The organism is Pseudonocardia sp. DSM 110487 (assembly GCF_019468565.1).
GTDB lineage: Bacteria > Actinomycetota > Actinomycetes > Mycobacteriales > Pseudonocardiaceae > Pseudonocardia.
In genome coordinates this window covers 2,167,849-2,194,174 of record NZ_CP080521.1, presented here as the reverse complement: position 1 = coordinate 2,194,174, position 26,326 = coordinate 2,167,849, and the positions used below count along the sequence as shown (strand labels likewise).

Annotated in this window: 20 protein-coding genes; 11 read left to right on the top strand and 9 right to left on the bottom strand. The window is 73.3% G+C overall.

The window, feature by feature from the left end:
• Positions 1-155: 155 nt before the first annotated feature.
• Together K1T35_RS10005 and K1T35_RS10000 are read right to left on the bottom strand one after the other, a co-directional pair.
• Entirely contained in the window at positions 156-560 is a 405-nt protein-coding gene (locus K1T35_RS10005; protein WP_220259881.1) for a RidA family protein, read from the bottom strand.
• A 126-nt stretch (positions 561-686) separates the two neighbouring features.
• The gene (locus K1T35_RS10000) at positions 687-3,824 is read right to left on the bottom strand and encodes a hypothetical protein (RefSeq protein WP_220259880.1); all 3,138 of its coding nucleotides are present in this window, start codon (positions 3,822-3,824) and stop codon (positions 687-689) included.
• Positions 3,825-4,034: 210 nt separating this feature from the next.
• Between K1T35_RS10000 and K1T35_RS09995 the strand changes: the two genes are divergently transcribed.
• The gene (locus K1T35_RS09995; protein WP_220259879.1) at positions 4,035-6,926 is read left to right on the top strand and encodes a BTAD domain-containing putative transcriptional regulator; all 2,892 of its coding nucleotides are present in this window, start codon (positions 4,035-4,037) and stop codon (positions 6,924-6,926) included.
• 69 nt (positions 6,927-6,995) lie between these two features.
• Positions 6,996-7,583 (top strand): RNA polymerase sigma factor, encoded by a 588-nt coding sequence (locus K1T35_RS09990; RefSeq protein WP_220259878.1) that lies wholly within the window; start codon positions 6,996-6,998, stop codon positions 7,581-7,583.
• Between the two features lie 4 nt (positions 7,584-7,587).
• Here K1T35_RS09990 and K1T35_RS09985 read toward each other — a convergent pair whose 3' ends face one another.
• Entirely contained in the window at positions 7,588-10,623 is a 3,036-nt protein-coding gene (locus K1T35_RS09985; protein WP_220259877.1) for a BTAD domain-containing putative transcriptional regulator, read from the bottom strand.
• Positions 10,624-10,691: 68 nt separating this feature from the next.
• Between K1T35_RS09985 and K1T35_RS09980 the strand changes: the two genes are divergently transcribed.
• Together K1T35_RS09980 and K1T35_RS09975 are read left to right on the top strand one after the other, a co-directional pair.
• Positions 10,692-11,180: an anthrone oxygenase family protein gene (locus K1T35_RS09980; protein WP_220259876.1), complete on the top strand. Its 489-nt coding sequence runs from the start codon at positions 10,692-10,694 to the stop codon at positions 11,178-11,180.
• A complete protein-coding gene (locus K1T35_RS09975; protein WP_220259875.1) occupies positions 11,177-12,166 on the top strand; it encodes an alpha/beta fold hydrolase in 990 nt (329 codons plus the stop codon). The genes K1T35_RS09980 and K1T35_RS09975 overlap by 4 nt, the downstream gene beginning before the upstream one ends.
• Here the strand turns inward: K1T35_RS09975 and K1T35_RS09970 are convergent.
• Positions 12,153-13,175, bottom strand: coding sequence for an NAD(P)-dependent alcohol dehydrogenase (locus K1T35_RS09970; protein WP_220259874.1), 1,023 nt, complete (start codon positions 13,173-13,175; stop codon positions 12,153-12,155). The genes K1T35_RS09975 and K1T35_RS09970 overlap by 14 nt on opposite strands.
• Positions 13,176-13,275: 100 nt before the next feature.
• On the opposite strand from K1T35_RS09970, the gene K1T35_RS09965 reads away from it, so the two are divergent.
• Positions 13,276-14,256 carry a helix-turn-helix domain-containing protein gene (locus K1T35_RS09965; protein WP_220259873.1) on the top strand — a complete coding sequence of 327 codons (981 nt, stop codon included), beginning with the start codon at positions 13,276-13,278 and terminating at the stop codon, positions 14,254-14,256.
• A gap of 464 nt (positions 14,257-14,720) precedes the next feature.
• Positions 14,721-16,913, top strand: coding sequence for an AAA family ATPase (locus tag K1T35_RS09960; protein ID WP_304940847.1), 2,193 nt, complete (start codon positions 14,721-14,723; stop codon positions 16,911-16,913).
• On the opposite strand, the gene K1T35_RS09955 is transcribed toward K1T35_RS09960, so the two are convergent.
• A complete protein-coding gene (locus K1T35_RS09955; protein WP_220259872.1) occupies positions 16,867-17,685 on the bottom strand; it encodes an LLM class flavin-dependent oxidoreductase in 819 nt (272 codons plus the stop codon). The two genes, K1T35_RS09960 and K1T35_RS09955, sit on opposite strands and share 47 nt — an antisense overlap.
• 77 nt (positions 17,686-17,762) lie before the next feature.
• On the opposite strand from K1T35_RS09955, the gene K1T35_RS09950 reads away from it, so the two are divergent.
• From K1T35_RS09950 to K1T35_RS09935, 4 genes are all read left to right on the top strand, one after another.
• On the top strand, positions 17,763-18,224 hold the full coding sequence (locus K1T35_RS09950; protein ID WP_255621744.1) for a MarR family winged helix-turn-helix transcriptional regulator: 462 nt from the start codon (positions 17,763-17,765) through the stop codon (positions 18,222-18,224).
• 105 nt (positions 18,225-18,329) lie between these two features.
• Entirely contained in the window at positions 18,330-19,091 is a 762-nt protein-coding gene (locus tag K1T35_RS09945) for a 3-hydroxybutyrate dehydrogenase (RefSeq protein ID WP_220259871.1), read from the top strand.
• Positions 19,092-19,114: 23 nt separating this feature from the next.
• Entirely contained in the window at positions 19,115-20,449 is a 1,335-nt protein-coding gene (locus tag K1T35_RS09940) for an MFS transporter (protein WP_370645337.1), read from the top strand.
• Positions 20,450-20,498: 49 nt separating this feature from the next.
• Complete coding sequence (locus tag K1T35_RS09935) at positions 20,499-22,298, top strand: helix-turn-helix domain-containing protein (RefSeq protein WP_220259870.1); 1,800 nt, start codon at positions 20,499-20,501, stop codon at positions 22,296-22,298.
• 240 nt (positions 22,299-22,538) lie between these two features.
• Here K1T35_RS09935 and K1T35_RS09930 read toward each other — a convergent pair whose 3' ends face one another.
• Positions 22,539-22,982: a nitroreductase/quinone reductase family protein gene (locus K1T35_RS09930; protein ID WP_220259869.1), complete on the bottom strand. Its 444-nt coding sequence runs from the start codon at positions 22,980-22,982 to the stop codon at positions 22,539-22,541.
• A 91-nt stretch (positions 22,983-23,073) separates the two neighbouring features.
• A complete protein-coding gene (locus K1T35_RS09925) occupies positions 23,074-23,679 on the bottom strand; it encodes a DedA family protein (RefSeq protein ID WP_220259868.1) in 606 nt (201 codons plus the stop codon).
• Positions 23,680-23,867: 188 nt separating this feature from the next.
• On the opposite strand from K1T35_RS09925, the gene K1T35_RS09920 reads away from it, so the two are divergent.
• Positions 23,868-24,674: a serine protease gene (locus K1T35_RS09920; RefSeq protein ID WP_255621743.1), complete on the top strand. Its 807-nt coding sequence runs from the start codon at positions 23,868-23,870 to the stop codon at positions 24,672-24,674.
• Here the strand turns inward: K1T35_RS09920 and K1T35_RS09915 are convergent.
• On the bottom strand, positions 24,658-25,461 hold the full coding sequence (locus K1T35_RS09915) for an alpha/beta fold hydrolase (protein ID WP_220259867.1): 804 nt from the start codon (positions 25,459-25,461) through the stop codon (positions 24,658-24,660). The two genes, K1T35_RS09920 and K1T35_RS09915, sit on opposite strands and share 17 nt — an antisense overlap.
• Positions 25,462-25,490: 29 nt before the next feature.
• Positions 25,491-26,291 (bottom strand): NAD(P)H-binding protein, encoded by an 801-nt coding sequence (locus tag K1T35_RS09910; protein WP_220259866.1) that lies wholly within the window; start codon positions 26,289-26,291, stop codon positions 25,491-25,493.
• Positions 26,292-26,326 lie beyond the last annotated feature (35 nt).

The window sequence follows — 26,326 nt, the reverse complement described above, 5'->3', positions numbered from 1 at the left end:
CTGGCGTTCGACGTAGACGTGAGCGGGGTTCGGCGGCGCCGGACCCCGCTCACGTCTGAATGTCCGCCAGACACGATGATCAGCCATCGGGTGCACTGGCGGCCACATGCGACCGCCCGTGCACCGATCTGATGATCATGGAAGCCCTTCGCCGTTCAGCGAGCAGCCGTGACCATGACCTCCACGAGCAGCTGCGGATGGGTGAGCCGAGCCTCGATGCACGCCCGCACGGGTGGGTTCTCCGGGTCGACCCAGGCGTTCCACGCCTCGTTGTGGGCGTAGAAGTCCCCCATGTCGGCCAGCCACACCTGCGCGGTGAGGATCTTCGACTTGTCCGTGCCCGCGTCGGCGAGTAGCTCGTCGATGCGCTGCAGCACCTCCTTGGTCTGCTCCCGGACGTCGCCGAAGGTCGTGTTCGTCGGGTCGCGCCACGCCTGCGGGGTGATGACGCCGCACAGGTAGACGACATCGCCGTGGGTGACGGCCTGGCTGATGATCGGGCCGACCGGTCCAGTGGCTCCTTCCGGCGGCGCGAGGATCTGGTGTCGCGTGATCGTCATGACGTCATCGTCCCGCGTTCTCGGTCCTTCCATGCGCCGATCGTCGGGCAGGCGGGTTTCAGCGCCGCTTCACCGGGATCTCGGGCCGTCTGAGCTGAGCGCTGGCACCCGCCTGACGCGGCGGAACTACCCCGGCAGGACGATCCGGTAGTCGAAGTCACCGCCGTCCGGCGCCACGATCTCCAGGTCGTCCGTCATCACCCGGTGCAGCCGCAGTGTCTCGACCGTCGGCGGGTCCTGCGGCGCGCGGGCGGCGGCGGAGAACTCGCAGCCCGACCCCAGCTCCACCCGGACGGAGAGCCCGGCCTCGTTGACGATCTCGGCGCTGCGGTCGTCTGCGGCCACGGTCGCGGTCTGGCCCTTCCCCTGCATCGCGGCGGCCCACAGGTCCACGCAGAACTCGTTCGCCACCCGGTGGCCCGCGAGCGTCGCGGAGTAGGCGACGTGGACGACCCTGCCGTCCAGCCGCACCGTCTTGCGGAAGCGGCCGAACGCCTCGACGTCGTGCAGCACCACGCCGCGCTCGCCCGCCCGCTTCGCCCGGTGGTCCTCGGCGAGCCGGGCGTCGAGGGCATGGAGGTTGTCCGGCGCATCCGCGGGCGGGGCGCCCTCGCCGTACTCGAAGGTGACGGCGCGCGGGTCGGGACCCGCGATCTCGTCGTAGGCGTTGAAGTTGTCCGGGTAGTACCAGTCGAACGCCTGGTCGCCTGCCGGGCTGGTGCCGATGGTGCCATGGCTCGGCTCGACGTCGCAGGCCACGTAGGCGTGGTTCGGCGTCCACACGGTGTTCTGCAGCACGATGCCGTCGCACTGCACCCCGCTGTTGGACGCCCAGTCCATGTCGAGGAACTGGTAGGCCTTGCACGTCCCGCTCACGGCGTACGGGCGCCCGTCGACCAGCGAGAACAGGTGGGTGATGCGGCCGCCGTTGCGATCGAGCACCACCAGCGCGTGCTTGTTGTAGAGCACGACCGACGGCAGCGGGTCGTGGTCCCAGTGCAACCCGCGCTCCCGCCGCCACGCGGGCGGCGCGTCGCGATCGACGACCTCCTCCAGCTCCGCCACGCGCTCGACGACGGGACCCGCGTCGCGGAAGGCGCCCTCGGGCGCACGCTGTGCCCACCCGGCCCAGATCGCGGCGGCGAGGTAGACGTGGGCGTTGCGCAGTTGCAGCGACTCGGCCAGCACGAAGTCCTCGGCCTCCCGGCCCCCGGGCTCGTACTCCCCCACGCGGGCGCGCTTCGACCACTGCGACTCATGCAGGTTGAGGGTGAAGTACAGCCGGGCGAGGTCGAACAGCTGGTTGCGGCAGTCGGCGGGGCAGGACGCGATCGCCCGCTCGGCCCGCTTCGAGACCGCCTCGAGGTCCTCCCCGAGCCACGCGGCCGGTGTCCGGGCCCACGCCGTGTACCAGGTGTCGAACGCCAGCCCGAAGTCGTGCCCCGGCACCGGATCGAGGTGCAGCTCCCACTCCTTCTCGATGTACGGGTCCGACGCGCGCACCAGGTCGAGCTCGCCGACGCAGTCGGCGTCGCCGAGGTCGTCGGTGGTGACGATCTGCACCCACGGGTGGGTGGCCAGCCACGACAGCGCCGCCTGGTACTTCTGGTTGAACTGCAGCTCGTTGCCGTTGTAGACACCGTCGAACCAGCCGTTGCCGCTGGCCTTGTCGGCGTCGTCGGAGTAGACGAGCAGGTTGCCGCGCCGCAGCTGGGGCTGCGCGGCCAGCTCGATGAACTTGCGCCGCAGGTCGCGCGCGATCTTGCCGCGGTCGGCGTCGTGGTCGTCGGCCCCCAGCAGCCGGTCTTTCATCTCCGGGTCGATGAACAGCACCTTGAGCCCGCCCACGCGGTCGCGCCACAGGTACTGCCAGTTCACCCACCGGCCGTCGGTCTCCCGGCCCATCGGCGGGCTGGCGTTGCGGACGACCGTGGCGTCGTCCTCCTCGCCGTGCTCGCCCTCCCCGCCGTCCACGACGAGGAACTGCATGCCGGCCTTCTGCAGCGCCTCCACGACGTTGGGCCGGTCGGTGACAATGCGCGAGTCGGGGTAGTAGACCGGCCGGGTCTCTCCCATGATCTCGCGCATCGCGTCGGAGCCGAGCGTGATCGCGTCGAGGTTCGTGGCGGCCGTGTAGTAGGGCAGCCGGTGCGCCCCGTACCCGGCGACGACCGGCACGAGAAGGCCGTCGCGGACGTCCTGGCGCATCTGCTCCAGGTCGTCGGCGCAGTCGTGGGCGAGTAGGTCGAGGAGCCCGCCGTTCATCGCCCACATCTGCGGGATGCGGTAGTGGCGGTGCGCGTCCAGCGTGAAGGCGTAGCCGTCGCCGGTGTTGCTCTCCTTGCTCCCGGGCCTGCTGCTGTAGCTCGCGTTGGGGTCGCGCATCGTCACCTGCGTATAGGTGCGCGGCGGGACGTAGTCGTCGTCGGCGGTGGCGAACAGGTCGTTGAGGCCCTGGATCGCGAAGTTGACGAACACGACCCGGGCGCTCCCGACGTCCGCGGGCGCGGAGAGGTCGACATCGACGGCTTGTCCGTGGTGGATGACCGTCACCGGTGGCAGGTCGTCCCCCGAGCGCGGTACGGCCAGCGTGACCGAGTCGGCGGAGATGTCGACGAGCGGCAGCATGTCCGGGTGCTCCGTGCGCAGGTCGATAATGCGGTCGCCGACCTGCACCGCGAGGTCGGGCCGGTCGTGGCGGTGGGCGAACAGGTCCACGACGTCGACGCGGATCTCGTCGCGGTCACCGGCGCGCCGGTGGTAGAGCACCCACGCGTCGAGCGCGGCGCCCGGCTGCGGGATGTATATCCGGCGGATGTCGTCGCGGGTGAAGTCGGGGGCGACCGCGACGGTGGTGTAGTCCGCCGAGCGGATCTCTCCGCCACCGGAGAGGGTCACTTCGAGCGAGTAGGTGATCCGCGCGCCTACCGGCACGGCCGGCAGCCGCGCCTCCAGGTAGCGGGTCTGCTCCGCGCCGTCGAGCCCCACGTAGTAGGGCAGGTGCTCGAAGCGGAACTGGCCCTGGGTCCGCATCTGGTGGCGCATCCAGTCCACGAAGTTGTCGGGGATGTGGCGCATCCGGGCGCGGGGTGTCCAGGTCCGCCCGTCCACCTCGGCGTGCAGCCGGTAGGCGACGATCGGGACGTTCCCCGCGCCGGTGTCGATGCGGAACGGGAGCAGGACGTCCAGGGTGCCCGAGCCCGCTGACCCGGCGATGACGCGAGGGTAGGCATCCGGAGCGAAGTGGACGATGCCTGCGTTCATGGTGACTCCCCCTGTTCGGACGACTCCGGCCCGGAATCGCTCGCAGCGCGTGTCCGATCCGTTACACGTCGATCCCGAGAGCTGCACGTCATTGACGCGGGCGAGCCGGGCCAGCAACGCTTCTCCACAGGATGACGACTCCCTCACGTCCCCCACGAAGGAATGGCGACAGCGGTGACCCACGGCGCGAGCACACGTGACCCAGGTGTCGTGCTGCGCGTACTCGGCGATTTCGCCGTCACCGTCAATGACCAGTTGGTGACGTTGGGTGGTCCTCGGCAGAAGGCGGTGCTCGCGCGCATCCTCGCGGGTGCCGACGAGACGGTCTCGGCCGAGCAGATCGTGGACGACGTCTGGGGAGAGCAGTCCGCCGACTCGACGGTGGCGTCCGTGCACGCATACGTCTCGCGGCTGCGGCGGCTACTGGGCAGCGAGGCGATCCCGCGGCGGGCCGGGAGATACCTGGTCGACCGGGACGTCGTCACGGTCGACGCCGACCTGTTCGTCGATGACGTGTCCCGCGGCCGGGCGGCACTCGGCCGTGGCGCGGACGGCGCGGCGGCGGCCATCCTCGACGCGGCGCTCGCCCGGTGGCACGGTCCGGACGCGTTCGGCCCGATGCGGGAGGAGCATTTCCTGGCGCCCCTCGCGGCGCGGTGGGAGGGGCTGCGGGTGCTGGCCGCGGAGGCGCTGGCCGACGCGCACGCCCGGTGCGGGCGGGCAGGCGAGGACGTGACGCTCCTGCAGGAGCTGGCCGAGCGGGACCCCCTGCGCGAATCCGTGGCCGTCCGGCTCGTCAGGGCCCTGTACGCGGCCGGGAGGCAGGCCGATGCGCTCGCCGCGTTCGAGCGGTGCCGGCACGCGCTCGCCGAGCAGCTCGGCGTCGACCCGACACCAGAGCTGCGCCGGGTGCACGCCGCCGTGCTGGCCCAGGAGCCGCTCCCCACGGCCGTCTCCTCGGTGCTGCCGACCAACCTGCCGCCGCGCAACCGCGCGTTCGTGGGGCGCGAGGACGCGCTCGCCGATGTATGCACCGTCCTCGACGACGACGCGCGCCGGCCGCGTGCTGTGGCGCTGGTCGGGCTCCCGGGCGTGGGGAAGACCGAGCTGGCGCTGGAAGTGGCCCACCGCCGACGCCGGATCGGCAGGGTCGCCTGGTGGATCGCGGCCGAGGATCCGGCGGGCACCGCCACCGGCCTTGCCGATCTCGCGGCCGCCCTCGGCATCGTCGCCTACGAACGGGGTGAGGACACGCACGCGGCACTGTGGGCCGAGCTCGACCGCGCCCCCGGCTGGGTGCTGGTGTTCGACAACGCCGACGAACCGGCCCTGCTGGAGCCGTTCCTGCCCGCCGCCCGGCACGGCGACGTGGTGATCACCTCGCGCAATCCGGCGTGGCGGCGGCTCGCCCGGCCCGTCACGGTGGCGCCGCTCTCGAGGACGGAGTCGATCCGGTACGTGGTGAACCGCACCGGCGACGCCGCGGCCGAGGCGGACACGCTCGCCGAGCAGCTCGGCGACCTGCCGCTCGCGCTGGAGCAGGCCTGCGCCTACATCGAGCAGACCGGGATGTCCGTGCCCGACTACGTGGAGCTGTTCCGCGAGCGGCGAGAGAGCCTGCTGCTGCGCGATCCGCTCGACTCGCGGCCCACGGTCGCCACCACGTGGGGCCTGGCCTTCGACCGGCTGTACCGCCGGTCGCCGCGCGCGGCCAGGCTCCTGGAGACGATGGCGTTCCTCGCCGCGGATTCGGTCGCTGTCGCGACGCTGCGTCGCCTGGGGCCCGACGGGTTCGCCGACGAGCTCGATCTTCAGGACGCGCTCGCGGAGCTGCTGCGGCTGTCGCTGGTCGACCGCGACGCGGGCATCGTCCGGGTGCACCGGCTGGTGCAGGACGTGGTGCGAGCCCGGATGCCGCTCGGTGCGCGCAGGCGCAGGCTCGTCGAGGCCGCACGGGCCTGCACGGGAGCCGACGCCGACACCGACGACGTCGGTGCACACCTCGTGAGCATCGCCGCCCACGCCGAGGCGCTCGCCACGGTGCCCGACGGCCTGGTGGAGGCGCTGGAGGAGCTGGCGCGCCGGCAGGCGGCGCGCGCGCTCTACCCGGCCGCGCAGCGCGTGCTGGAGACGGCGTTGCGCCTGCACGATGACGCCGGTGACGCCGTGCTGCACGGCCGGCTCGTGTGCCGGCTCGGCGAGGTCCTCGACGCCGCCGGGCACCTCGCGCCCGCCCTCGACCTGCACCGGCGGGCGGTACGGATCCTCGACTCGACCCTCGATCCCGACGACGTCGTGCTCGCGCACGCCTACAACCGTCTCGGCCACGTCCTGAACTGCGCCGACGACGCGCTCGCCGCGATCGAGGCCCACGAGCGGGCGCTGCTCGCTCTGCAGAAGGCAGGCAGGGACGACCTCGTGCCGCCGGTGCAGGTCGACCTCGGCTACACGCTGTGGGCCGCCGGCCGGCTCGGCCCGGCAGGCGAGGCGCTGCGGACGGGACGGACGCTGCTGGAGGGGCAGGGACGGCGCGACGACCGCGAGTGGGCACACGCCACCGCGGGCCTCGGCATGATCGAGCAGGACACCGGAAACCTGGAGGATGCGGTGGCGCTCCAGCGCACCGCGCTCGAGGTCTTCACCCGGGTGTGCGGCCCCGACCACCCCGACACCGCCCAGACCCTGGACAAGCTCGGCTACGCGTTGCGGCTCTCCGGTCGCGCGGCCGAGGCGGTCGAGGTGCACCTGCGCGCCGTGCGGCTGCTGGTGCGCGTCCTCGGCACCGACGACTCGCGCGTTGCGATGACGCTCACGAATCTCGGCCTCGCCTACGCCGACGCGGGCCGGATCGGCGATGCGGTCGAGGCGCAGGCACGGGCGCGGCGGATCTTCCACGCCGCGCTGGGCCCCGAGCACGCGAGCACGCTGCTGGCCGGCCGCAGACTGGCCATCGCGCTCGCCGCATCGGGGCACCACGTCGGGGCGCGCAAGCTGATGAGCGCGGTGCTCGAGGTCGCGGAGCACCGGCTGGAGGACAACCCCGCCGAGCGGGCCAGGGTCGCCGCCGACGCGGCGCGCGTGTTCGAAGCGGACTCGGTCTAGGCCATTGCAAGGCCGTTGCAAGCGCCGCGCGCCACGGTGTGTCTCCTGCTCGTTCTGGGGGAGGCAGCCATGGTCAGCCCCGTTTCCGTCACGCCAGCGACACCGAGCACCGCCGAGCTGGTCAGAGATGCCTGCGACCGGCGGCCGGGAGCGTGGTCCGAACTCGCGTCGCGGTACGAAGGCCTCGTGCGCGCGGTCGTCGGCTCCTACCGGCTCCAGGAGGCGGACTTCGCCGACGCGGTCCAGAACACCTGGCTGCGTGCGCTGGAGCGGCTCCACACCGTGCGCGACCCGGACAGCCTCGGCGGCTGGCTCAGCACGGTCGCCCGGCGCGAGTGCCTCGCGCTGCTGGCCCGGTCGCGCCGGGAGGCACCGACCGGGGTCGCCGACGACCAGCTCGTCATGGATGGTCCTGGGCCGGAGGCGATGGTGCTCGCGGAAGAGGCCCGGCGTGCCGTCGTCCGCGCGGTCACCCAGCTGCCGGTGAAGCCGCGCGCGCTGGTCAGCGCGCTGTTCTCGACTCCTGAACCCAACTACGCCGAGGTGTCCCGGCTGATGGGGCTGCCGATCGGGAGCATCGGCCCGACCCGGCAGCGGGCGCTGCGCACCCTGCGGTGCGGGCTCGCGCAGGCGGGTCAGGACGTCTGCGCGAGCTGACGGCCTAGAGCCGTCCGGCGGCGCCGAGCTCGGCGTGGAGGAGGGCGCTCGCGGCGGCGCGCGACAGGGATCGGCCGGACTCGTACCGTTCGGTCAGGCCGTCACCGAGCGCCCGCAGCGCGCCCATCACCCGGATGACGTCGGGGTTCGAGGCGTCGGCCGCGCCGCGCAACCGGTGCGCGGCGCCGAGCACCCGAGCCGCGGCTGCGGGGTCACCCTCCGCCGCGATGGCCGCCGCGAGCGCCACCGCGACCGTGGCCGGCGGGGTGCCGACGAACCCGGCGGCCAGGTCGCGCCGCGCCGCGCCGGGGTCCTCGCGGGCGACGGCGAGCAGCGCCCGGCTCGCGAGGCGCTGGGCTCGGAAATGCTGGTCGGGTTCGCCGCCGAGCGCCGCGGCGCGGTCCGCCCGCTCGTACTCGCACGCCGCGCCGGAGAGGTTGCCGGCGCGGCGGTCGAGGTCGCCGAGCCGCAGCCGGGCCATCGCCGTGTGATGCGCAGGCGGGGAACCTGCGAGCACGCGGTGCAGCTCGGCGCGCGCCGCGGCGGTGTCACCCGCGTACTCCCGGACGACCGCGAGCCCGATGCGCTGGTGGTCGTCATTGCCGAGCTCACCTGCCGGCACCACGGCCCGGCTCAGTGCGTCGTGGGCGCCGGCCACGTCGCCGAGTTGGGCGCGGGCGATGCCGAGCCGGGTGAGCGACGTGGCGAGACCCCACCGTTCGCCGATGGCCCGGAACTCACGGGCGGCGGCGTCCAGGTCGAGGACGGTCTCCCCCAGGTCCCCGTTGTGGTCGCGCAGCAGCGCGCGGAGCAGCCAGAACATCGCCCGGCCCCACGGCGTGGTGTGGCTCGGCGGCCCGGCGGGCAGCGGGTCGTCCGCGGGGGCACCGGACAGGGCGGCGATGAGCGGCGCGATCGAGTACGCCGACGGGTGCGCGCTGCGGGCCGCGGCGCGGAAGCGGTCGAGGTCACCGGGGTCGACGCCGGAGATCAGGGTGTTGAGAAGGTAGCCGGCCACGGCAGGGGCGCGCACCTCCGCGCTCGCGGTCCCCGGCAGCTCGAGGGCGGTCCGCAGGAGCCGGGCCGCCCCGGCGTGGTCGCCGTACAGCGTGAGCGGGAACGACAGCGCCGACGCCAGCCGCACAGCGGTGTCCGCTTCCCCGGCGCCGACGGCGAACCGCAGGGCGCCGAGCAGGTTGTCCCGCTCGGCGTGCAGGGCGGGCAGCCTGCCGAGCTGCGCGGGGCCCCGCAGATCGGGCGCGGCCGCCTCGGCGATGTCGAGGAAGTGACGGGCGTGGGCGGCCCGCGCGGCCGGAGCACCCTCGGCCAGCCGGGCCGTGCCGTACTCGCGGATCGTCTCCAGCATGCGGTACCGCAGGCCGGGACCGCCGACCGGCTGCAGCAGCGACTTGTCGGCCAGGCAGGCGAGGGTGGCCCGGACCGGTACCCCGGGCGGGCCGACGCGCTCGGCGGCGGACGGCGTGATCGTGCCCGGGAACACGGACAGGGCCTCGGCCAGCCGTCGTTCCTCGTCGGAGAGCAGGTCCCAGCTCCACGCGACCACCGCGGCCAGCGTGCGGTGGCGGGGCAGCGCGGTGCGGCTGCCGCCCGTGAGCATCGTGAACCGGTCGTCGACGACGGTGGCGAGGTGGTCGAGCGGCACGCTCCGGGCCCTCGCCGCGGCGAGCTCGATCGCGAGCGGCAGCCCGTCGAGACGGCGGCAGATGTCGGCGACCTCGGCCACGTTCGCGGCCGTGACCGCGAAGCCCGGGTTGGCGGCGACGGCGCGGTCGGCGAACAGCCGCACCGCCGGGCTCTCGCGCAACTCCTCGGCCGTCGCGGTCGGCGAGGCGACGGGCAGCGGCGGCACCGGGACGATCGCCTCGCCCTGGATGCCGAGCGGCTCCCGCGCCGTGACCAGCACGCGCACCGACGGATACCGGCCGAGCAGCTCCTCGGCCAGTGCCGCGACCGGATCGAGCAGGTGCTCGGCGTTGTCCAGCACCAGCAGGGTGGCGCGGGAGACCGCTCGCGTGCCGCCGTCGCCCAACGCGTCGAGCACCGTGGCGGCGACGTCGTCCGGATCGGTCACGGCGGCCAGCTCCACCAGCCACGCCCCACCCGGCAGCCCGCCCGCGAGCTCGGTGGCGACCGCGCAGGCCAGACGGGTCTTCCCCACGCCGCCCGGACCGGTGAGCGTGACGAGCCTGGCGCCCGCGAGCCGGTCGACGGTCAGCTCCCGCTCCCGTTGCCTGCCGACGAAGCTCGTGAGCGGGGCGCGCAGGTTTCCGCGCCGCGGCGGCGGGCGCGACCGATCGGCGCGGAGCACGGCGACGTGGGCGGCGCGCAGCTCCGGCGACGGGTCGACACCGAGCCGGTCGGCGAGATCGGCACGCACCCGTTCGAAGTGATCGAGGGCAACGGCTGCCCGCCCGTCGGCGTGCAGCGCGCGCATCAGCAGCGCGTGCGCGCGCTCCCGGCCCGGATGCGCGGCGATCAGCGCGTACAGCTCCGCGACGGGGCCAGCGGGGTCGGCGCCTGCGAGCAGGGCGGCCTGCGCACGGTCCTCCTGCGCGGTGAGCCGCAGCTCGTCCAGCCGGGCCGCCGCGACCGCCGCGAACGGGGCGTCCGGCACGTCGGCAAGCGCGTCGCCCCGCCAGAGCGCGAGCGCCGCACGCAGGTGCCGCCCGGCGACGTCGGCCTGCCCGGCGTGCAGCGCGTCCCGGCCTGCGCGGGCGAGCCGCTCGAACCGGACGGCGTCCACCGCGTCCGGCGCCACGTCGAGCCGGTACCCGTCGGCCACCGAACGCACCACGCCCGCCGCCGGCAACGCGCGGCGCAGCCGGGTGATGAGCGAGTGCAGCGCGTGCCGGGTGTCGGTGCCGGCAGGCCAGACGGCGTCGGCCAGCGTGCCCGCCGGCACGGTGCGCCCGACGTCGAGCGTGAGCCGGGCCAGCACGGTGCGCAGCCGGGCCCCGCCGATCGCGACCGCGTCGCCATCCGCGCGGACCTCCAGCGGCCCGAGGATGCCCACCTGCACGCCGCAACTCTGCCAGGGCGCACGCCGGCTGTGTGCGATCTGTGTGCGGCCGGGGACAGCCTGGCGGCATGGAACGTTCATTGAACGAGCGCGCCGCGTCGGTGGTGGCGCTGCTGGGCACCGGGTTGCTGGCAGGGGCACTGTTCTACGGCTGGGCGAACGTCACGCCGACCTTCGCCGCCGTGCCGCTGGACGTGCACCTGGCCTTCCGCGTCGAGCTGATGAACCGGAACGCCGTGGTCGTGCAGGCGTTGATGGCGGTGTCGTTCGTCTCCGCGGTGTGGCTCGCGATCGCCGCCGGCGGGCGGGTGAGGGCGCTCGCCGCAGGCGCAACGGGACTGACCGCGGCCACGTTCCTCGTCACCCGGTTCGGCAACGTGCCGTACAACCAGGAGATGCGGGAGTGGCTCGCCGGCGCGCTCGCCGCCGACTACCAGCAGCAGCTGCAGGTCTGGGGGATGTTCAACGACGTCCGGGTGGCCACGGCGGTGGCCGCGTTCGCGCTGCTGATCGTGGCGGTCACGATCGCCCGGACGCCGGCTCTCTTGTCGCGATGACGGCCGTCCGGCGGACCGCACTCGCGGCGCTGATGGTCGCCGCACTCGCGGTGGCCGCGCTGCTGGTGTGGGACGGCGGCATCGACACCGACCCGCGGCGCGAGCTGCTGCCCGGCGTCCGGCTCGACCTGCGAGAGGTGCAGACGCCGCTCGGCGTGGTCGAGTACGACCTTGCCGGCATGCACGGTCCGGTGGTGCTCTCCGTGCACGCCGGGCTGGGCGGGGCCGACCAGGGCAGGCTGTTCGCCGATTTCCTGCGCGCGGACTTCCGCATCCTCAGCCCGTCCCGGCCCGGCTACTTGGCAACGCCGCTCGAGAGCGGCCGGACGGCGCAGGAGCAGGCTGACCTGCTCGCGGCCCTGCTTGACGAGCTGGGCATCGACCGGGTCGGCGTGCTCGGCGTCTCGGCGGGGAGCACGGTGGCGTACACGTTCGCGGCCCGGCATCCGGACCGGGTGTGGGCGCTGGTCTCGATCGGCGGGGTGAGCAGGCCTCGGCCGCCACGCGAGCCCGGCTCGCCGGTGCGCACCGCGTTCCTGAACTCGGTCGGCCAGAAGCTCGTGCGCCTCACCGCGACCCTCTCCCCTCGCACCCTCGTGGCCGGGACGCTGGACGAGACCAGCACGTTCACCGACGAGCAGAAGGCCGAGCGAACGGCGTTCATCATGAACGACCCGGCCCTCTTCACGGCGATGCTGGACACCACGTTCCCGTATCCCGACCGGAGCCCCGGCACGCGCAACGATGCCGTGCAGGCCGCGACGGAGCCGCCGCTGGATCGGATCGTCGCCCCCACGCTGGTCGTGCACGGCACCCACGACGGCGACGTGGCGTTCGAGGACGGTGTGCACGCCGTCGAGCGCATCCCCGGCGCGGAGCGGTACTGGATGGACGGAGACGATCACCTCGGGTTCTGGCTGGGCCCGGCGGCCGGACGCGCGCAGGCCACCGTGCGCGGCTTCCTGCACCGGCTCACCCCACCCTGACGACGACCTTGCCGAAGGCTCCCCGATCGAGGTGCGCGAGCGCCGACGGCAGGTCCTCCAGGGCGTACTCGGCGTCGACGACCGGGGCGATGCCCGTCGTGTCGACGGCCCGGACGAGGTCCTCGAGAGCACGCCGATGGCCCACCTGGATGCCGTCGAGCGTCAGCTTCTTGCGGGCGAAGTGGGCGATATGGCCCGACAGCTCGAACCCGTCGAGGATGCCGATCAGCGAGATGCGGCCGCCGACCGCCGCTGCCTCGATGGAGCGGGCAAGGTGCGCGCCGCCGACGGTCTCGAGGACGTGGTCGGCGCCCCGGTCGCCGGTGACGGCGAGGACGGCCTCGACCCAGTCGTGCGAGGACCGGTTGACGCCGTGTGCGGCACCGAGCCCTTTCGCCCGGACGAGCTTGGCATCGTCGTGTGAGACGACGATCGTCTCGGCGCCGTGCGCCACCGCGATCTGCAGGCCGAACATCGCCACCCCTCCCGTGCCGTGCACGACGACGGTCCGGCCGGGGCGCAGTTGCCCCCGTTCGACCAGCGCGGTCCATGCGGTGAGCCCGGCCATCGGCAGCGTGCTCGCCTGAGATTGCTCGAGCCGGCCAGGGGCGCGGACCGCCGAGTCCTGGTGCAGGGCGACGTACTCGGCGAGCACGCCGGGATGGTGCCCGCTGCCCAGCGCCTCCGGCCCGCCGAGGCGGGCGTCGCCGGGGCCGGGACCGTCGATCCAGTCCGGAAGGCTCGCCGAGATCACCCGATCTCCCGGCCGGAACCGGTTCACCCCGCTCCCGACGGCGGCGACGGTGCCCGCCATGTCCGAGCCGGGCACGAACGGGCCCGATCCGGGGAAGATCATCGTCAGGCCGTGGTCGATCGCCAGCCGATCGCGGTAGTTCAGGGCGACCGCCCCGACCTTCACCAGTACCTCGCCGACCCCGGGGACGGGGATCGGACCATCGGCCAGTTCGAGTTCGGCGCGGCCGGTCGTTCTCATCGTCCAGTACTTCACGGATCCACCGTCGCCGCACCGGCGAACGGCGGCCACACCCTGCTCTGCCTACCCCTGACGAGGTCAGCCACGCCGGCCACCGCGCGGGCACGATGGGTTCATGCAGGACAGCACGACGCTCGCCGATTTCCTGCGCAGCAGGCGAGGCCGGCTCACGCCCGATGACGTCGGAATCGTCTCCTACGGAACGCGGCGGGTGGAGGGGCTGCGCCGCGAGGAGATCGCCCGGCTCGCAGGCGTGAGCGTCACCTACTACACGCGCCTGGAACAGGGACAGAGCCACCAGGCGTCGCATTCGGTCATCGAGGCGCTGGCCGACGCGCTCCGGCTGAGCGACGACGAACGCAGCTACGTGCACCAGCTGGCCAGACCGGCGCGGACGAGGTCCCGCAGGCGCTTACGGGCGGGCACCGCTCGTCCGGGCACCCGGCAGCTCGTCGCACGCATGGACGACGTCGCCGCAATGCTGATCGGCAGCCGCACCGAAGTGCTCGCCTGGAACCGGCTCGGGCACCTCCTGCTCGCCGGTCACCTCGACGCCGACGCCCCGGACCGGCCCGCGGACCGGCCGAACCTCACCCGGATGCTGTTCCTCGACCCGCACTACCGCGACCTCCACCCGAGATGGGACGTCGCGGCCGCCTGCGCCGTCGCGACCCTGCGGATCACGGCGAGCCGTGACGCGGACGACCGCGAACTGGCCAGCTTGATCGGCGAGCTCGCGATGCGCAGCGAGGAGTTCGCGGCGCTCTGGGCCGGGCACCCGGTGGCGAGCCACGCCTACGGCACTCGGCATCTCCGGCACCCCGAGGTCGGCGAGCTCACCCTCGAGCTGGAAACCCTCGACCTGGCCGACGGCACGGGCCACCGCCTCGTCACCTACACCGCGGCGCACGGCAGCCCGAGCGACGCGGCGCTGCGGCTCCTGTGGATGACACCCTCAGCGGGCGCGGAACCAGGCGTTGGCGGCCGGCCGGAACATGAGCACCATCGCCGAGAACACCGCGACGAGGTGCGCGATCCGCAGGGTCGCCGCGACGAGCGCGGGCGCATCGGCCGTCACGAGGAACAGGCCGGGTGAGCCGCCCGCGAGCAGCCAGGACACCGGCTCGATCACGAGCGAGAGGGTGCCGAACCCGCCGAGGAGCACGGCCACCGTCCACCTGACGACGTCCCGCCCGGTGCGCAACGCGAGGACCAGCACCGTGAGCACGGCGTAGATCCCGAAGCGTGCGGCGAGCTGGGCGAGCGTGGGCGGCTCGGGGAGCAGCAGGTGGACGAGCGCTTCCACGGCCCCGGCGCCGATGGCGGCGAGCCAGAGCACGACGGACATCTCGACGGTGGCTGGCGCGGTGCGCACGGCGGCGGTCATGCCGCGAAGTGTTCGCCGCCGCGGGGCCGGAAACCGCCCGGCGCACCCCCGAATCGGAAGGGGGGATATCCCCACCCACAGACCGAATTTCTCTGGTAGAAAAGGAGGTTGCGATTGCCGTTTATTGAAGGCTTTCGCGTTTCTGATGCAATTCTACCAGAGGAGCTCAGGAATTGTCGAGCCTGGATGCGGACCGCCGCCACATCGCCCTGCTCTACGACCGGTTCGACGCCGAGCGGGCCGCCGCGGAGCGGGAGCTGCTCGCCGCTCAGCGGGCGTCGGGCAGCTCGCCGGGCGAGCGCGCCCTGCGGGAGACCGCGGTGCGCGCGCAGACCATGCGGCTCGGCCGGCTGCGGGCCGGTGGCGACGGGTTGTGCTTCGGCCGCACCGACGCCGCCGACGGCACCCGGATGTTCGTGGGCCGCCTCGGGCTGCTCGACGACGACCTGGAGCCGCTGCTGATCGACTGGCGCGCGCCCGCGGCGCGCCCGTTCTACACGGCCACGGCCGCGAATCCCGAGGGCCTCGTGCGCAGGCGGCACTTCCACACGCGCGGGCGGGCCGTGCTCGACGCGCACGACGACGTCCTCACCCGGGACGGCGCCGACGGCTATGCCGGCTCGGACACCGCGCTGCTTGCCGTGCTCGACGCGCCGCGCACCGGGGCGATGCGCGACATCGTGGCCACGATCCAGGCCGAGCAGGACGAGATCATCCGGCTCGGGCACACCGGCCTCACCGTGATCGAGGGCGGGCCGGGCACCGGGAAGACCGCGGTGGCGCTGCACCGCGTGGCGTACCTGCTCTACACGCATCCGCAGCTGGCCCGCCGTGGCGTGCTGGTGCTGGGCCCGCATCCGCGGTTCCTGCGGTACATCTCCGCCGTGCTGCCTTCGCTCGGGGAGACCGACGTCGTGTTCGCGACCCCCGGCGAGCTGTTGCCCGGCCTCGCCACCGACGTGGAGGACGTCCCGGAGACCGCGCGTGTGAAGGGCTCCCTCGCGATGGTGGACGTGCTCGCCGCGGCCGTGGCCGACCGGCAGGAACTGCCGGCCGAGCCGATACCGGTCGAGCTGGACGACGTCACGGTCGAGATCACCGCCGATATCGCGGTAGCGGCGCGCGAGCGGGCGAGGGCCGGGCACCGGCCGCACAACGCGGCCCGGCCGGTCTTCGCCACGGCCGTGCTCGACGCGCTCGCAGAGCAGGCCGTCGACCGGATCGGCGCGGGGTGGCTCGCCCCGCGGGAGGTCCCCGCGCTCGCCGCACAGCTGCGGTCGGACGCGCGCGCGGAGCTGCGGGAGAGCCCGCAGCTGCACGACGCCGTCGCCGCGTTGTGGCCGGAGCTCACGCCGCAGCAGCTGCTCGCGAACCTGTTCACGTCGCCGGAACGGCTCGCCACAGCGGCAGCCGCGCTCCCGCCCGGCGACCGTGCGGCGCTCGCCCGCGAGGACGGCACCGCGTGGACGGTGTCGGACGTGCCGCTGCTCGACGAGGCAGCCGAGCTGCTGGGCTCGCCTGCCGTCGTCCGGGCGAGCGAGAAACGCGTCGCGCGCCGCGCGGCCGATGGCCTCGGCTACGCCGCCGACGTCCTGCGGCTGCTCGACTTCGAACCGGCGGACGACGACGAGATCCGCGCGGCCGACCTCGTGCACGCGGACCTGCTCGCCGAACGCCATGAGGAGCTCGACCACCGCACGATCGCCGAGCGGGCGGCCGCCGATCGGGAGTGGGTGTACGGGCACGTGGTGGTCGACGAGGCGCAGGAGCTGTCGGACATGGACTGGCGGGTGCTGGTGCGCCGCTGCCCCACCCGCTCGTTCACTGTGGTCGGGGACCTCGCCCAGCGCCGCTCGGAGGCCGGGGCACGCTCATGGGCCGGCGCGCTGGAACGGCACGCGCCAGGGCGCTGGACCCACCGCGTGCTGACCGTCGGGTACCGCACGCCCGCCGAGATCATGGCGGTGGCGGCCGACGTGCTGGCCTCCCACAACCCCGGGTGCGCCACACCGGAGGCCGCGCGCAGCACCGGCACGCGACCGTGGGCCCGGCGCGTGCGGCCGGACGAGCTGGTGGACGCGGTGCGGGCCGAGATGACCGGCCCCGGCTCGGTCGCCGTGATCGCCCCGGGTCCCTTCGCCGACGTGCCGGGGGCCACCGTGCTCACCCCGCGGGAGGCCAAGGGTCTCGAGTTCGACACCGTCCTCCTCGTGGAGCCGCAGCGGATGCACCCGGCGGACCTCTACGTCGCGCTCACCCGGGCCACCCAGCGGCTCGGCGCGCTACACACCGAGCCACTACCGGCGTCGTTGGCGCTGCTCAGCGCCCGGCGAGCCGCTCCACGACCGGCGCAAGCTGCTCCATGAACGCGCCGTTGACGCTGACGTAGGACACGCCGTACGCGTCGCGGCGCCGCTGCAGCTCGTCGGCCATCTCGGCGGGCGTGCCACGCAGCAGGGTCTGCGAGTCGTGGGCGACGAGGGTGGCGTGGTCGGCACCGATGAAGTGCCGCGTCCACGGCGGGATCTCGTCGCCCACGACGAACAGGTTCAGGGCGATCTCGATGTCGCGGTCGCCCGCGGCGTCGCGCAGGCGGGCCGCCATCCCCGCGAGGTGGTCGCGCCCGGTGAGCGGCGGCGCGGCGAGCGTGACGATGTCGGCCGTGCGGGCGGCGAGCTCGAGCGCCTTCGGGCCGCCTGCGGCCACGAGCACCGGCGTGTGCCCGTCGCCGTCGAGCTCGCGCAGCTGCTCGATCGACTCGGCGACCAGCCGCAACCGCTCGCCGGCCGTACCCCACGGCCTGTCGAACGCCTCGGCGAACTGCTGCGCCTCCGGGCGCCCGGCGCCCACGCCGAAGTCGAAGCGACCCTCGGTGAGCACCGAGAGCGAGTGGCCGTCCCACGCGGCCGCTCGCGGCGACCGCATCGGGCTGGCCAGCACGAACGTGCCCACGCGCAGCGTCGTCGTCGCGCAGGCCGCCACGGCGAGCGACGGGAACGGCGAGAGCAGCTGCAGGCCGTCGGGCATCAGCAGGGTGGAGTAGCCGAGCTCCTCCACCCGCCTCGCCGTGGCGGCCCACCGCGCTCCGCCACCCTCCGGCGTTGCCACCACCCCGAACCGGAACTTGTGATCGGACATTCCCCCACCTCTCAGAACCGTTACAACTCTGAACGATTATTTGGAGAGTACCGTTTCAAGGCTGTACGGTCCACCGCGTGGCACTGGAGAACCCACCCGGATCGGCCTTCCTCCTCGCCGCGGTCGGCTCACACGCCATCGCGCGCTTCGCCGAGCGCGTCGCCGACCTGGACCTCACACCCCCACAGGTCGGCCTGCTCGGGCTCATCAACGCGTCGCCAGGGCAGAGCCAGCAGGCCGTCGCGCAGCTACTGGGCATGCCGCCGAGCCGGCTCGTCGGCCTCGTCGACGCGCTCGCCGACCGCGGACTGGTCGAGCGCAGGCGCAACCGCACCGACCGGCGCCTGCACGCGCTGCACATCACCGACGAGGGCAGGGCGATGCTCGTCCGGATCGGGAAGGTCGGCCGTGAGCACGACGACGCGCTCTGCCGCAGCCTCGACGCGGCCGAGCGCGAGACGCTGCGCGACCTGCTCTCCCGCATTGCCGCCGACCAGGGCCTGCGCCCGGGGATCCATCCGGGCTACCGCAGCGTGTGAGGACCAGCCGCCGACCGAGCGTGTGCTCGGCACACATGAGCGATGCCGATCTGTGGTGGCTGCACACAGAGCGAAACGGGCCCGGCCGACGTACCGTCCCACGGCATGACCTCCGTCACGCCGCCGCCGCTCGCCGGGCGCCGCGCACTGGTCACGGGCGCGGCGTCGGGGATAGGGGCCGCGCTGACACGGCGGCTCGCCGCGGACGGGGCACAGGTGGTTGCCGTCGACCGCGACGAGGCCGGGCTCGCCGTCCTCGCCCGGGAGGCGAGCGTGGAAGCGGTGCCCTGCGACCTGTCCGACCTCGCCGCCGTCGACAGGCTGCCGGCCGACGTCGACGTCCTGGTCAACAACGCGGGCCTGCAGCACGTCGCCCCGATTCCGGAGTTCGACCCCGACCGGTTCTCGCTGCTCCTGCGGGTGATGCTGGAGGCGCCGTTCCGGCTGGCCCGGCGCGCGCTGCCGCACATGTACGCCCGCGGCTGGGGCCGGGTGGTCAACATCTCGAGCGTGCACGGGCTGCGCGCCAGCCCGTTCAAGTCTGCCTACGTCAGCGCCAAGCACGGTCTGGAAGGCCTGTCCAAGGTCATCGCGCTCGAAGGCGCGGAGCACGGTGTCACGAGCAACTGCATCGACCCCGCCTACGTGCGCACGCCGCTGGTCGAGCGGCAGATCGCCGACCAGGCCCGCACGCACGGCATCGAACCCGCCGACGTCATCGAGAAGATCATGCTCGAGCCGGTGGCCGTGAAACGCCTCGTCGAGCCCGATGAGGTCGCGGAGCTCGCCGCCGTGCTCTACGGGCCGGCGTCAGCGTCGATCACCGGAGCGTCACTGTCGATGGACGGCGGCTGGACCGCCCACTGAGGAACCGAACGAACGGAGACATCGTGGTCACCGACAAACGACCGAGCAGCAACATCATCAAGGTGGTCGCCGCCAGCATGGCCGGCACGACCGTCGAGTGGTACGACTTCTTCCTCTACGGCGTCGCCGCTGCACTGGTGTTCAACGAGGTGTTCTTCCCGGCGCTCGGCCCGGCCGCAGGCACCGTCGCCGCATTCGCCACGTTCGCGATCGGGTTCGTCGCCCGGCCGCTCGGCGGGCTGGTCTTCGGGCACTACGGCGACAAGCTGGGCCGCAAGACGCTGCTCGTGATCAGCCTGCTGATGATGGGGATCGCGACGTTCCTCATCGGCCTGCTGCCGGGCGCGGCGACAATCGGCGTAGCCGCACCGATCCTGCTCATCGTCCTGCGGCTCGTGCAGGGCTTCGCCATCGGCGGCGAGTGGGGCGGTGCGATCCTGATCGTCTCCGAGCACGGCGACCCGGCCCGGCGCGGCTACTGGGCGAGCTGGCCACAGGCGGGGGTGCCGTTCGGGCAGCTGCTCGCCAACGGGCTGCTGTTCCTGCTGGCCGCCGTCCAGGACGAGGCGGCGTTCCTCGCGTGGGGCTGGCGGATCCCGTTCCTGCTCTCCGCGGTGCTCGTCCTGATCGGGCTCTACATCCGGCTTTCGGTCGAGGAGTCGCCGATCTTCAAGGAGGCCCAGGCCAAGGCAGCCGAGGCGGCCGCCGCCGGGGAGAAGCAGGTCGTCCCGATCGTCGACGTGTTCCGGCGCTACCCCCGCGAGGTCTTCACCGCGATGGGCGCCCGGTTCGCCGAGAACGTCTCGTACTACATCTTCACGATCGTCATCACCTCCTACATGACGCAGCGGCTGGACGTGTCCAGCTCGTTCGTACTCGGCGCGGTGATGATCGGCGCCTTCGTCCACCTGGTGACGATCCCCGTGTGGGGCGCGCTGTCGGACCGCTACGGCCGCAAGCCGATCTACCTGCTTGGCGCGGCGGGCGTGGGTGTGTGGGCGTTCGTGTTCATCGCGCTGATCGACACGGCCAACTTCGCCCTCACCACGCTCGCCGTGATCGGCGGCCTGGTGTTCCACGGCGCGATGTACGGCCCGCAGGCGGCGTTCCTGTCCGAGCTGTTCGGCACGAAGGTGCGCTACTCCGGCACCTCCGTCGGGTACCAGCTCGCGTCCGTCGTCGCGGGCGGCCTGGCCCCGATCGTCGCGGTGGCGCTGTACACCTCGTTCGACAGCGGGTACGCGGTCTCGGTCTACGTCGCGCTGAGCGCGCTGCTGACGCTGATCGCCGTGGCCTCCTACGGCGAGACGAACAAGCGCGACCTCGCCCAGGACCACGCGATCGTCGCACCCCGCTGAGCGGAGCTTGCGGAGCGAACATCAGCACTGAGCGGTCGGAGCTCCGGCGGTGAGCGGTGGCATCATCACCGCCGTGTCGCGGACGGCGCTCGAGCTGCTGCGCCTGCTCGCCCAGGACGCGCCCGCCGAGCGCATCGAGGAGCAGGCGCGGACGCTCGCGGCGGCCGACCCCGAGTCCGGGGCGGTCGCGCGCGAGCTCGCCCTGCGCGTCCGGGCGGGGATCGACGCGCACCGGCGCCGGGAGGCGGAGCTGTCGGCGCTGGTCGACATCGCCCGCGACCTCGCGTCCCTCCCGGAGCCGGGCGGCGTGCTCGACACGATCGTGCGCCGCGCCCGCAGCCTGCTCGGCGCCGACGTCGCGTACCTGACCCTCGCCGACCCGGAGCGGGGCGACACGTACATGCGTGCCGCGGACGGGTCGATCTCCGCCCGGTTCCAGACGCTCCGGCTACCCCTGGGTGCGGGGCTCGGCGGTCTGGTTGCGCAGACGCGGCGGCCGTACTGGAGCGCAAACTACCCGGCCGACCCCCGCTACGACCACACCACCGAGATCGACGCTGCCGTCGAGGAGGAGGGGCTCGTCGCGATCTGCGGCACGCCACTGCTGGTGGACCACGAGTTCGTCGGGGTGCTGTTCGCCGCGCACCGGACGCGCCGACCGTTCGCCAGCACCGAGGTGGCGCTGCTGGCCTCCCTGGCCGCGCTCGCCGCCGTGTCGCTCGTGCAGGTGCGCCGCGCGACGGAGACGGCCGATGCGCTCGCGGCCCTGTCGAGCGCGCACGCCGGGATCGAGCAGGCCGCCGCGGCGCACGACCGGTTCGCCGGGGTCGTGCTCTCCGGCGGCGGGGTCGACGACATCGCCGCCGCCCTCGGCGAGCTGCTCGGCTGCTGGGTGGCGGTGCTGGACGTCGACGACCAGCGGCTGGCGGCGCACGGCACCGTGCCCGACGCTCTCGTCGACCTTCCCGCGGTGCGGAGATCGGCCGACGCCGCTCGGCTGGTGACCGTCGACGGCACGTCCGCGGTGGCCGTACGGGCGGCCGGCCAGCGCCTCGGCACCCTCGTGCTCGGCGGCCGCGCCGCGCTCCGCGACGGGCAGGTGCGCACGGTCGAGCGCGCGGCGATGGTCACGGCGCTGGTCCTGCTGTTCCGGCTACGTGAGGCCGAGGCCGACCAGCGGGTGCGCACCGACCTGCTCGCCGACCTGTTGGCCCGCCCGGCCGGTGACGTGGATCCCACGCTCGCCGAGCGCGGCCGGCTGCTCGGGCTGCGGCTGCGCACCCCGCACGTCGTCGCCGTCTGCCGCGCTGGTTCCGGTCGCGGTCTCGGGTCCGGGCTCGTGGGCCGGGACGACGGGTGGATGGTCGCCGTCGTGCCGGGGCGCGACCCGTCCGCCGTGGCAGCCGACATGGCCCGACGGATGGGGAAGGACGCCGGGCCGGTGGGTGCGGCTGGGCCCGTCGTGCCCGCGGCGGGCCTGCGCGACACGTACGCCGACGCCCGGCGCACCGCCGACGCCCTCGCCGCGCTCGGCCTGTCCGCGGGATCCGCCCGCGACCTCGGCTTCGCCGGGCTCGTCACCGGCGACGTCGAGGGGTACCTCGAGCGCGTGCTCGGCCCCGTCGCGGCCCACGACGCCCGCCGCGGCACCGACCTGCTGGCCACCCTCGAGGCCTACTTCGCCGCCGGGGCGAGCCCGACCCGCGCGGCCGGCGCCCTGCACGTGCACGTCAACACGGTGGCCCAACGCCTGGAACGGGTCGCAGGCCTCCTCGGCGAGGACTGGCACAAGCCGGATCGGGCCCTGGAACTCCAACTGGCCCTTCGCCTGCGCCGTCTCCGTGGCTAGGCCGTGTGCTTCCCGCCGGATAGGCGCGCGGTGAGGCGTTGGATGGTTCCCGTCCGTCGTTCGGCGGTGACCGTTCGGCGCGGATCTCGTCGTGAGCCGATCACCGATCGTGATCGCCCACTCGACGGACGAAAAAGATCCACCCGCAACCCGCCCGGGGATCGCGCGTTGAGCCCCATGACCGGGGCCGGCGGAATGGGGAGCCTCCGCCGGCACCGGTTGATCTTCTTCTCCCGGCTTTCAGCGCAGCCGGAAGACCGGGTAGCCGGGGGCGATCGCGAGCAGGGTCTCGTCGGACGCGGTGTGGTCGACACCGTCGAAGAACACGCCGACCTCGAACTTCCACCGCCGCAGGTACGCGCGCAGCACATCGGGCTTGTCGGCGTCGGCCAGCTCGTCGGCGACGAACGCCTCGGTGCGCCTACCGAGCCGCAACTCCCCGGCCCCACCCGCGGCTCGCAGGTTGCGCACCCACTGGGTGTGGCCGCGCGGGGCCACCAGGTACCGCGCGCCGTCATGCGTCAGCAGGTTGACCGGCACGGTCCGCCACTCCCCTGTGCTCCGGCCGCGCACCGCGAGCACCCGGGAGCCGAAGAGGCTCAGCCCGCGCGCGGTGAGCCAGCGGACCACGGTGTTGAACATCTCGGTACCGCGGCCGGCCTCGACATAGCGCTGGGCGTTCATCGCGATCTCCTGATCCAATTCGAGAGCACTGCTCTTGTCAAGGAACAGCGCACCAGAAAGGGTGGCGCGTGTCAAGAGCAGCGCTCTCGGTTCAGGAGGCCGCAGCGACCCGGTTGCGACGCAGCTTCGACACCACGGCGAACCCCACGGCCGTGAGCACTGCCATCCCCACGCCGGCGAACAGGCTGAGCAGCGGGTCGCCCCCGGTGACCGGACCGAGCGCCAGCCCGATCAGCAGCATGTAGACGCTCCACGCCGCCGAGCTCACGATCGACCAGGGCAGGAAGCGGCGCACCGGCAGGCCGAAGCGTCCGGCGGCCGCGGTGCTCACCAGTCGCCCACCGGGCACGAACCGGGCCCCGACCAGCGCAATGCCGGGACTGCGCAGCATGTGCCGACGCACCCACGCCGACACCTCGTACTCGGTGTCGACGGTGCGGGACAGCAGCTTGTGCGAGCAGCGGCCGAGCCAGAAGACCACGGCGTCACCGAGCACGGAACCGGCGAGCGCGGCGACGAACAGCCCGAACACCATCCCCGCGTCACCGCCACCGAACGCGGTGGTGGCCGCGGACATCAGGATGGTCTCGCTGGGCAGGACCGGGAACGGCGCGTCGACCGCGATCATCACGACGAGTATCGGCAGCAGCCATGAGCTGCGCAGGACCGCGTCGCACACGGTCAGGACGTCCGACAATGCAGTCCTCTCGGTCGCGCTCGCCCGATGGAGCGCGTGGCTGCATGCCGGGGAGCCCACCCAGCCTCCCAGACACCTCCTGTGCACCATCAGCGCGGTCCCCGTCACCCCGTCGCGCGACAAGGACGGCGCAGGTCAAGAAGTCGATCTACGCTCGCCGCGTCCGCCGTCCGACGGGGAGCTGATCCGTGGTCTTTCGCCGTGTCGCCGTGCTCGGCATCGCCGTGGCGGCGTTGGCACTCGTCGGCAGCCCGGCGCAGGCCGCACCCGCCGCCGCCACGATCACACCGGGCGTGCTGATGATCAGCCCGGTGGACGACCGCGTGACGAGCTCCTGCACGGCGGCGTTCGTCTTCACGGGCGACGACGCGACGTATCTCGCGTATGCGGCGCACTGCGCGGGCGCGAGCGAGTCGATGGGCCTCTCCGGCTGCAAGGAGCCGACGCTCCCGCTCGGCACCGGCGTGACGATCGTCGGCAAAGACGGTTCCCGCGCGTCGGGCCGCCTCGCCTACACCTCGTGGGGCACCATGCAGCAGCGAGGCGAGTCGGACCCCGGACTGTGCCTGCACAACGACTTCGCCCTCGTCGAGCTGGACGCGGCCGACGTCCCGCGCGTCGATCCCACCGTTCCGGTGTTCGGCGGTCCCATCGGGTTGGACACCGACGGCACGGTCTTCGGCGAGCCGGTGGTCAGCTACCAGCCGCAGACCGGCGCCACGAGCGTCAAGCAGGGCCGCAGCCTCGGCACGAGCGGCGGCGGGCTCGCCCACCGGGTGGAGACCCGGCCCCCCGGCCGCCCCGGCGACTCCGGCAGCGGCTACCTCGACGGTGCCGGCCGCGCCTTCGGCGTGCTCTCCACCCTGTTCACGGACGGCAGCGCCACCAACGGCGTCACCGACCTCGCTCACGCGCTCGACTACGCGAACGCATACGGCGGGATCGGCCACGTGGCGCTTGTGCCAGGCAGGGAACCGTTCAGGCTCCGCGACTGACTGCCTCGTGAGTGGATACGCGCGCCATGGCGCGCGTATCCACTCTCGACCCCCCAGAGGTGAGGAAGTGCTCCACCAGCGGTGCCAGCACGTCGGCGCGGAGCATCAGCTCGGTGTGGCGGGTCCCCGGGAGCACGGCGAGCTGGGCGTCCGGAATGAGCTCGAGCATCTCGGCGGCGTGCTCGATGCGGACGAAGTCGGTGTCGCCGATCACGAGCAGCACGGGCGCGGCGATCCTTCGCATGTCGTCGGCGGACCACCCGGGGGCGGTGTGCACGATGCCGTTCAGCTTCGCGGCGAAGTCGTCCCAGTGGTCCGGGTCGGGCGCCTGGCGCCGGTACTCCTGCTCCATCTCGGCGAACTCCGCCTGCGTGGGCATGCGCACCGAGGCCGGGTCGGAGAAGTCGTGGTAGCCCTCCGGCCGGTAGTGGGTCGCGGCCAGCACCAGCCGGTCGACCCGGGTCGGGTGCCGCAGGCCCAGCTCGGTCGCGACCAGGCCGCCGAGGCTGAACCCGAACACGTCGGCCCGCTCGATGCCGAGGTGGTCGAGCAGGGCGACGACGTCGTCGGCGAGGTCCGGGTAGGTCGGCACCCGGTCGATGTCGGCCGTGCGCCCGTGGCCCTGCAGCTCCACCGCGATCACCCGGTGGGAGGCGGCGAGGCGCGGGAGCAGCGCCCCGAACGACAGGCCTATCGTGTGCAGCCCGCCGTGCAGCAGCACCAGTGGATGGCCGCTGCCGTGCTCCTCGTAGTAGAGCTGCAGGCCGTTGACCGGTGCGATTGTCATGCTCTACCGACCGCGACGAACCGGCGGACTCATCGGAACTCGTCGACCCTCCTCCGCGCCCACTGCGCGAAGGTGGTCGCGGGCCGCCCGGTGACGTCCTCGACGACCCGGTTGGCCTGCTGCGGGTGCTCGGTGAGGTCGCGCATCCCCTCGACGTACCACCGCGCGAACTCTCCCATCGACGGTTCCAGTGCGGCGACGGCGTCGTCGTGGTCCAGTGTGATGTACGGGATCTCGCGCCCGAGTGCCTCGCCGATCTGCCGCACCTTCTCGGCGCGAGTGAGCGTCTCGGGCCCGGTGAGCAGGTACTCCTTCCCGGCGTGCCCGTCCTCGAGCAGCGCCACGGCCGCGACGGCGGCGATGTCGCCGAGATCGATCTGGGCGTTCGCGGAGTCCGGGTAGCCGTCCCGCACCTGCCCGGTGGTCCGGATCTGCTCGGCCCACATCAGTGAGTTGTCCATGAACTCGCCCGGCGACAGGTGCGTCCAGGCGACGCCCGACTCCTCGACGGCGGTGGCGACCGGCGCCCACCAGGAGTCCTTGGGGCCGGACACGTCGACGATGTGCCGCACGCCCGCCTTCGCGGCCAGCGTCGTGACCTCGCGGACCGTCGCCTCCAGCGGGGCGAGGTACATCTTCTCGACGCCGTCGAACACCCCGTGGAGCGTCTCGACGCGGCCGAGGTAGCCGCGCACGACCTCGACCTCCGGCGGCAGCGCCGCCTTCTCCGGGTTGTTCGTCAGCGCTCGGATGTCCGTCGCCCCGGCCGCGAGCAGCTCGTCGACGACCAGCCGCCCGATGTTCCCCGTCGCCCCCGTCACCAGGATCATGACCGGAAGGCTAGCGCGTACGCCGTACCGAATAC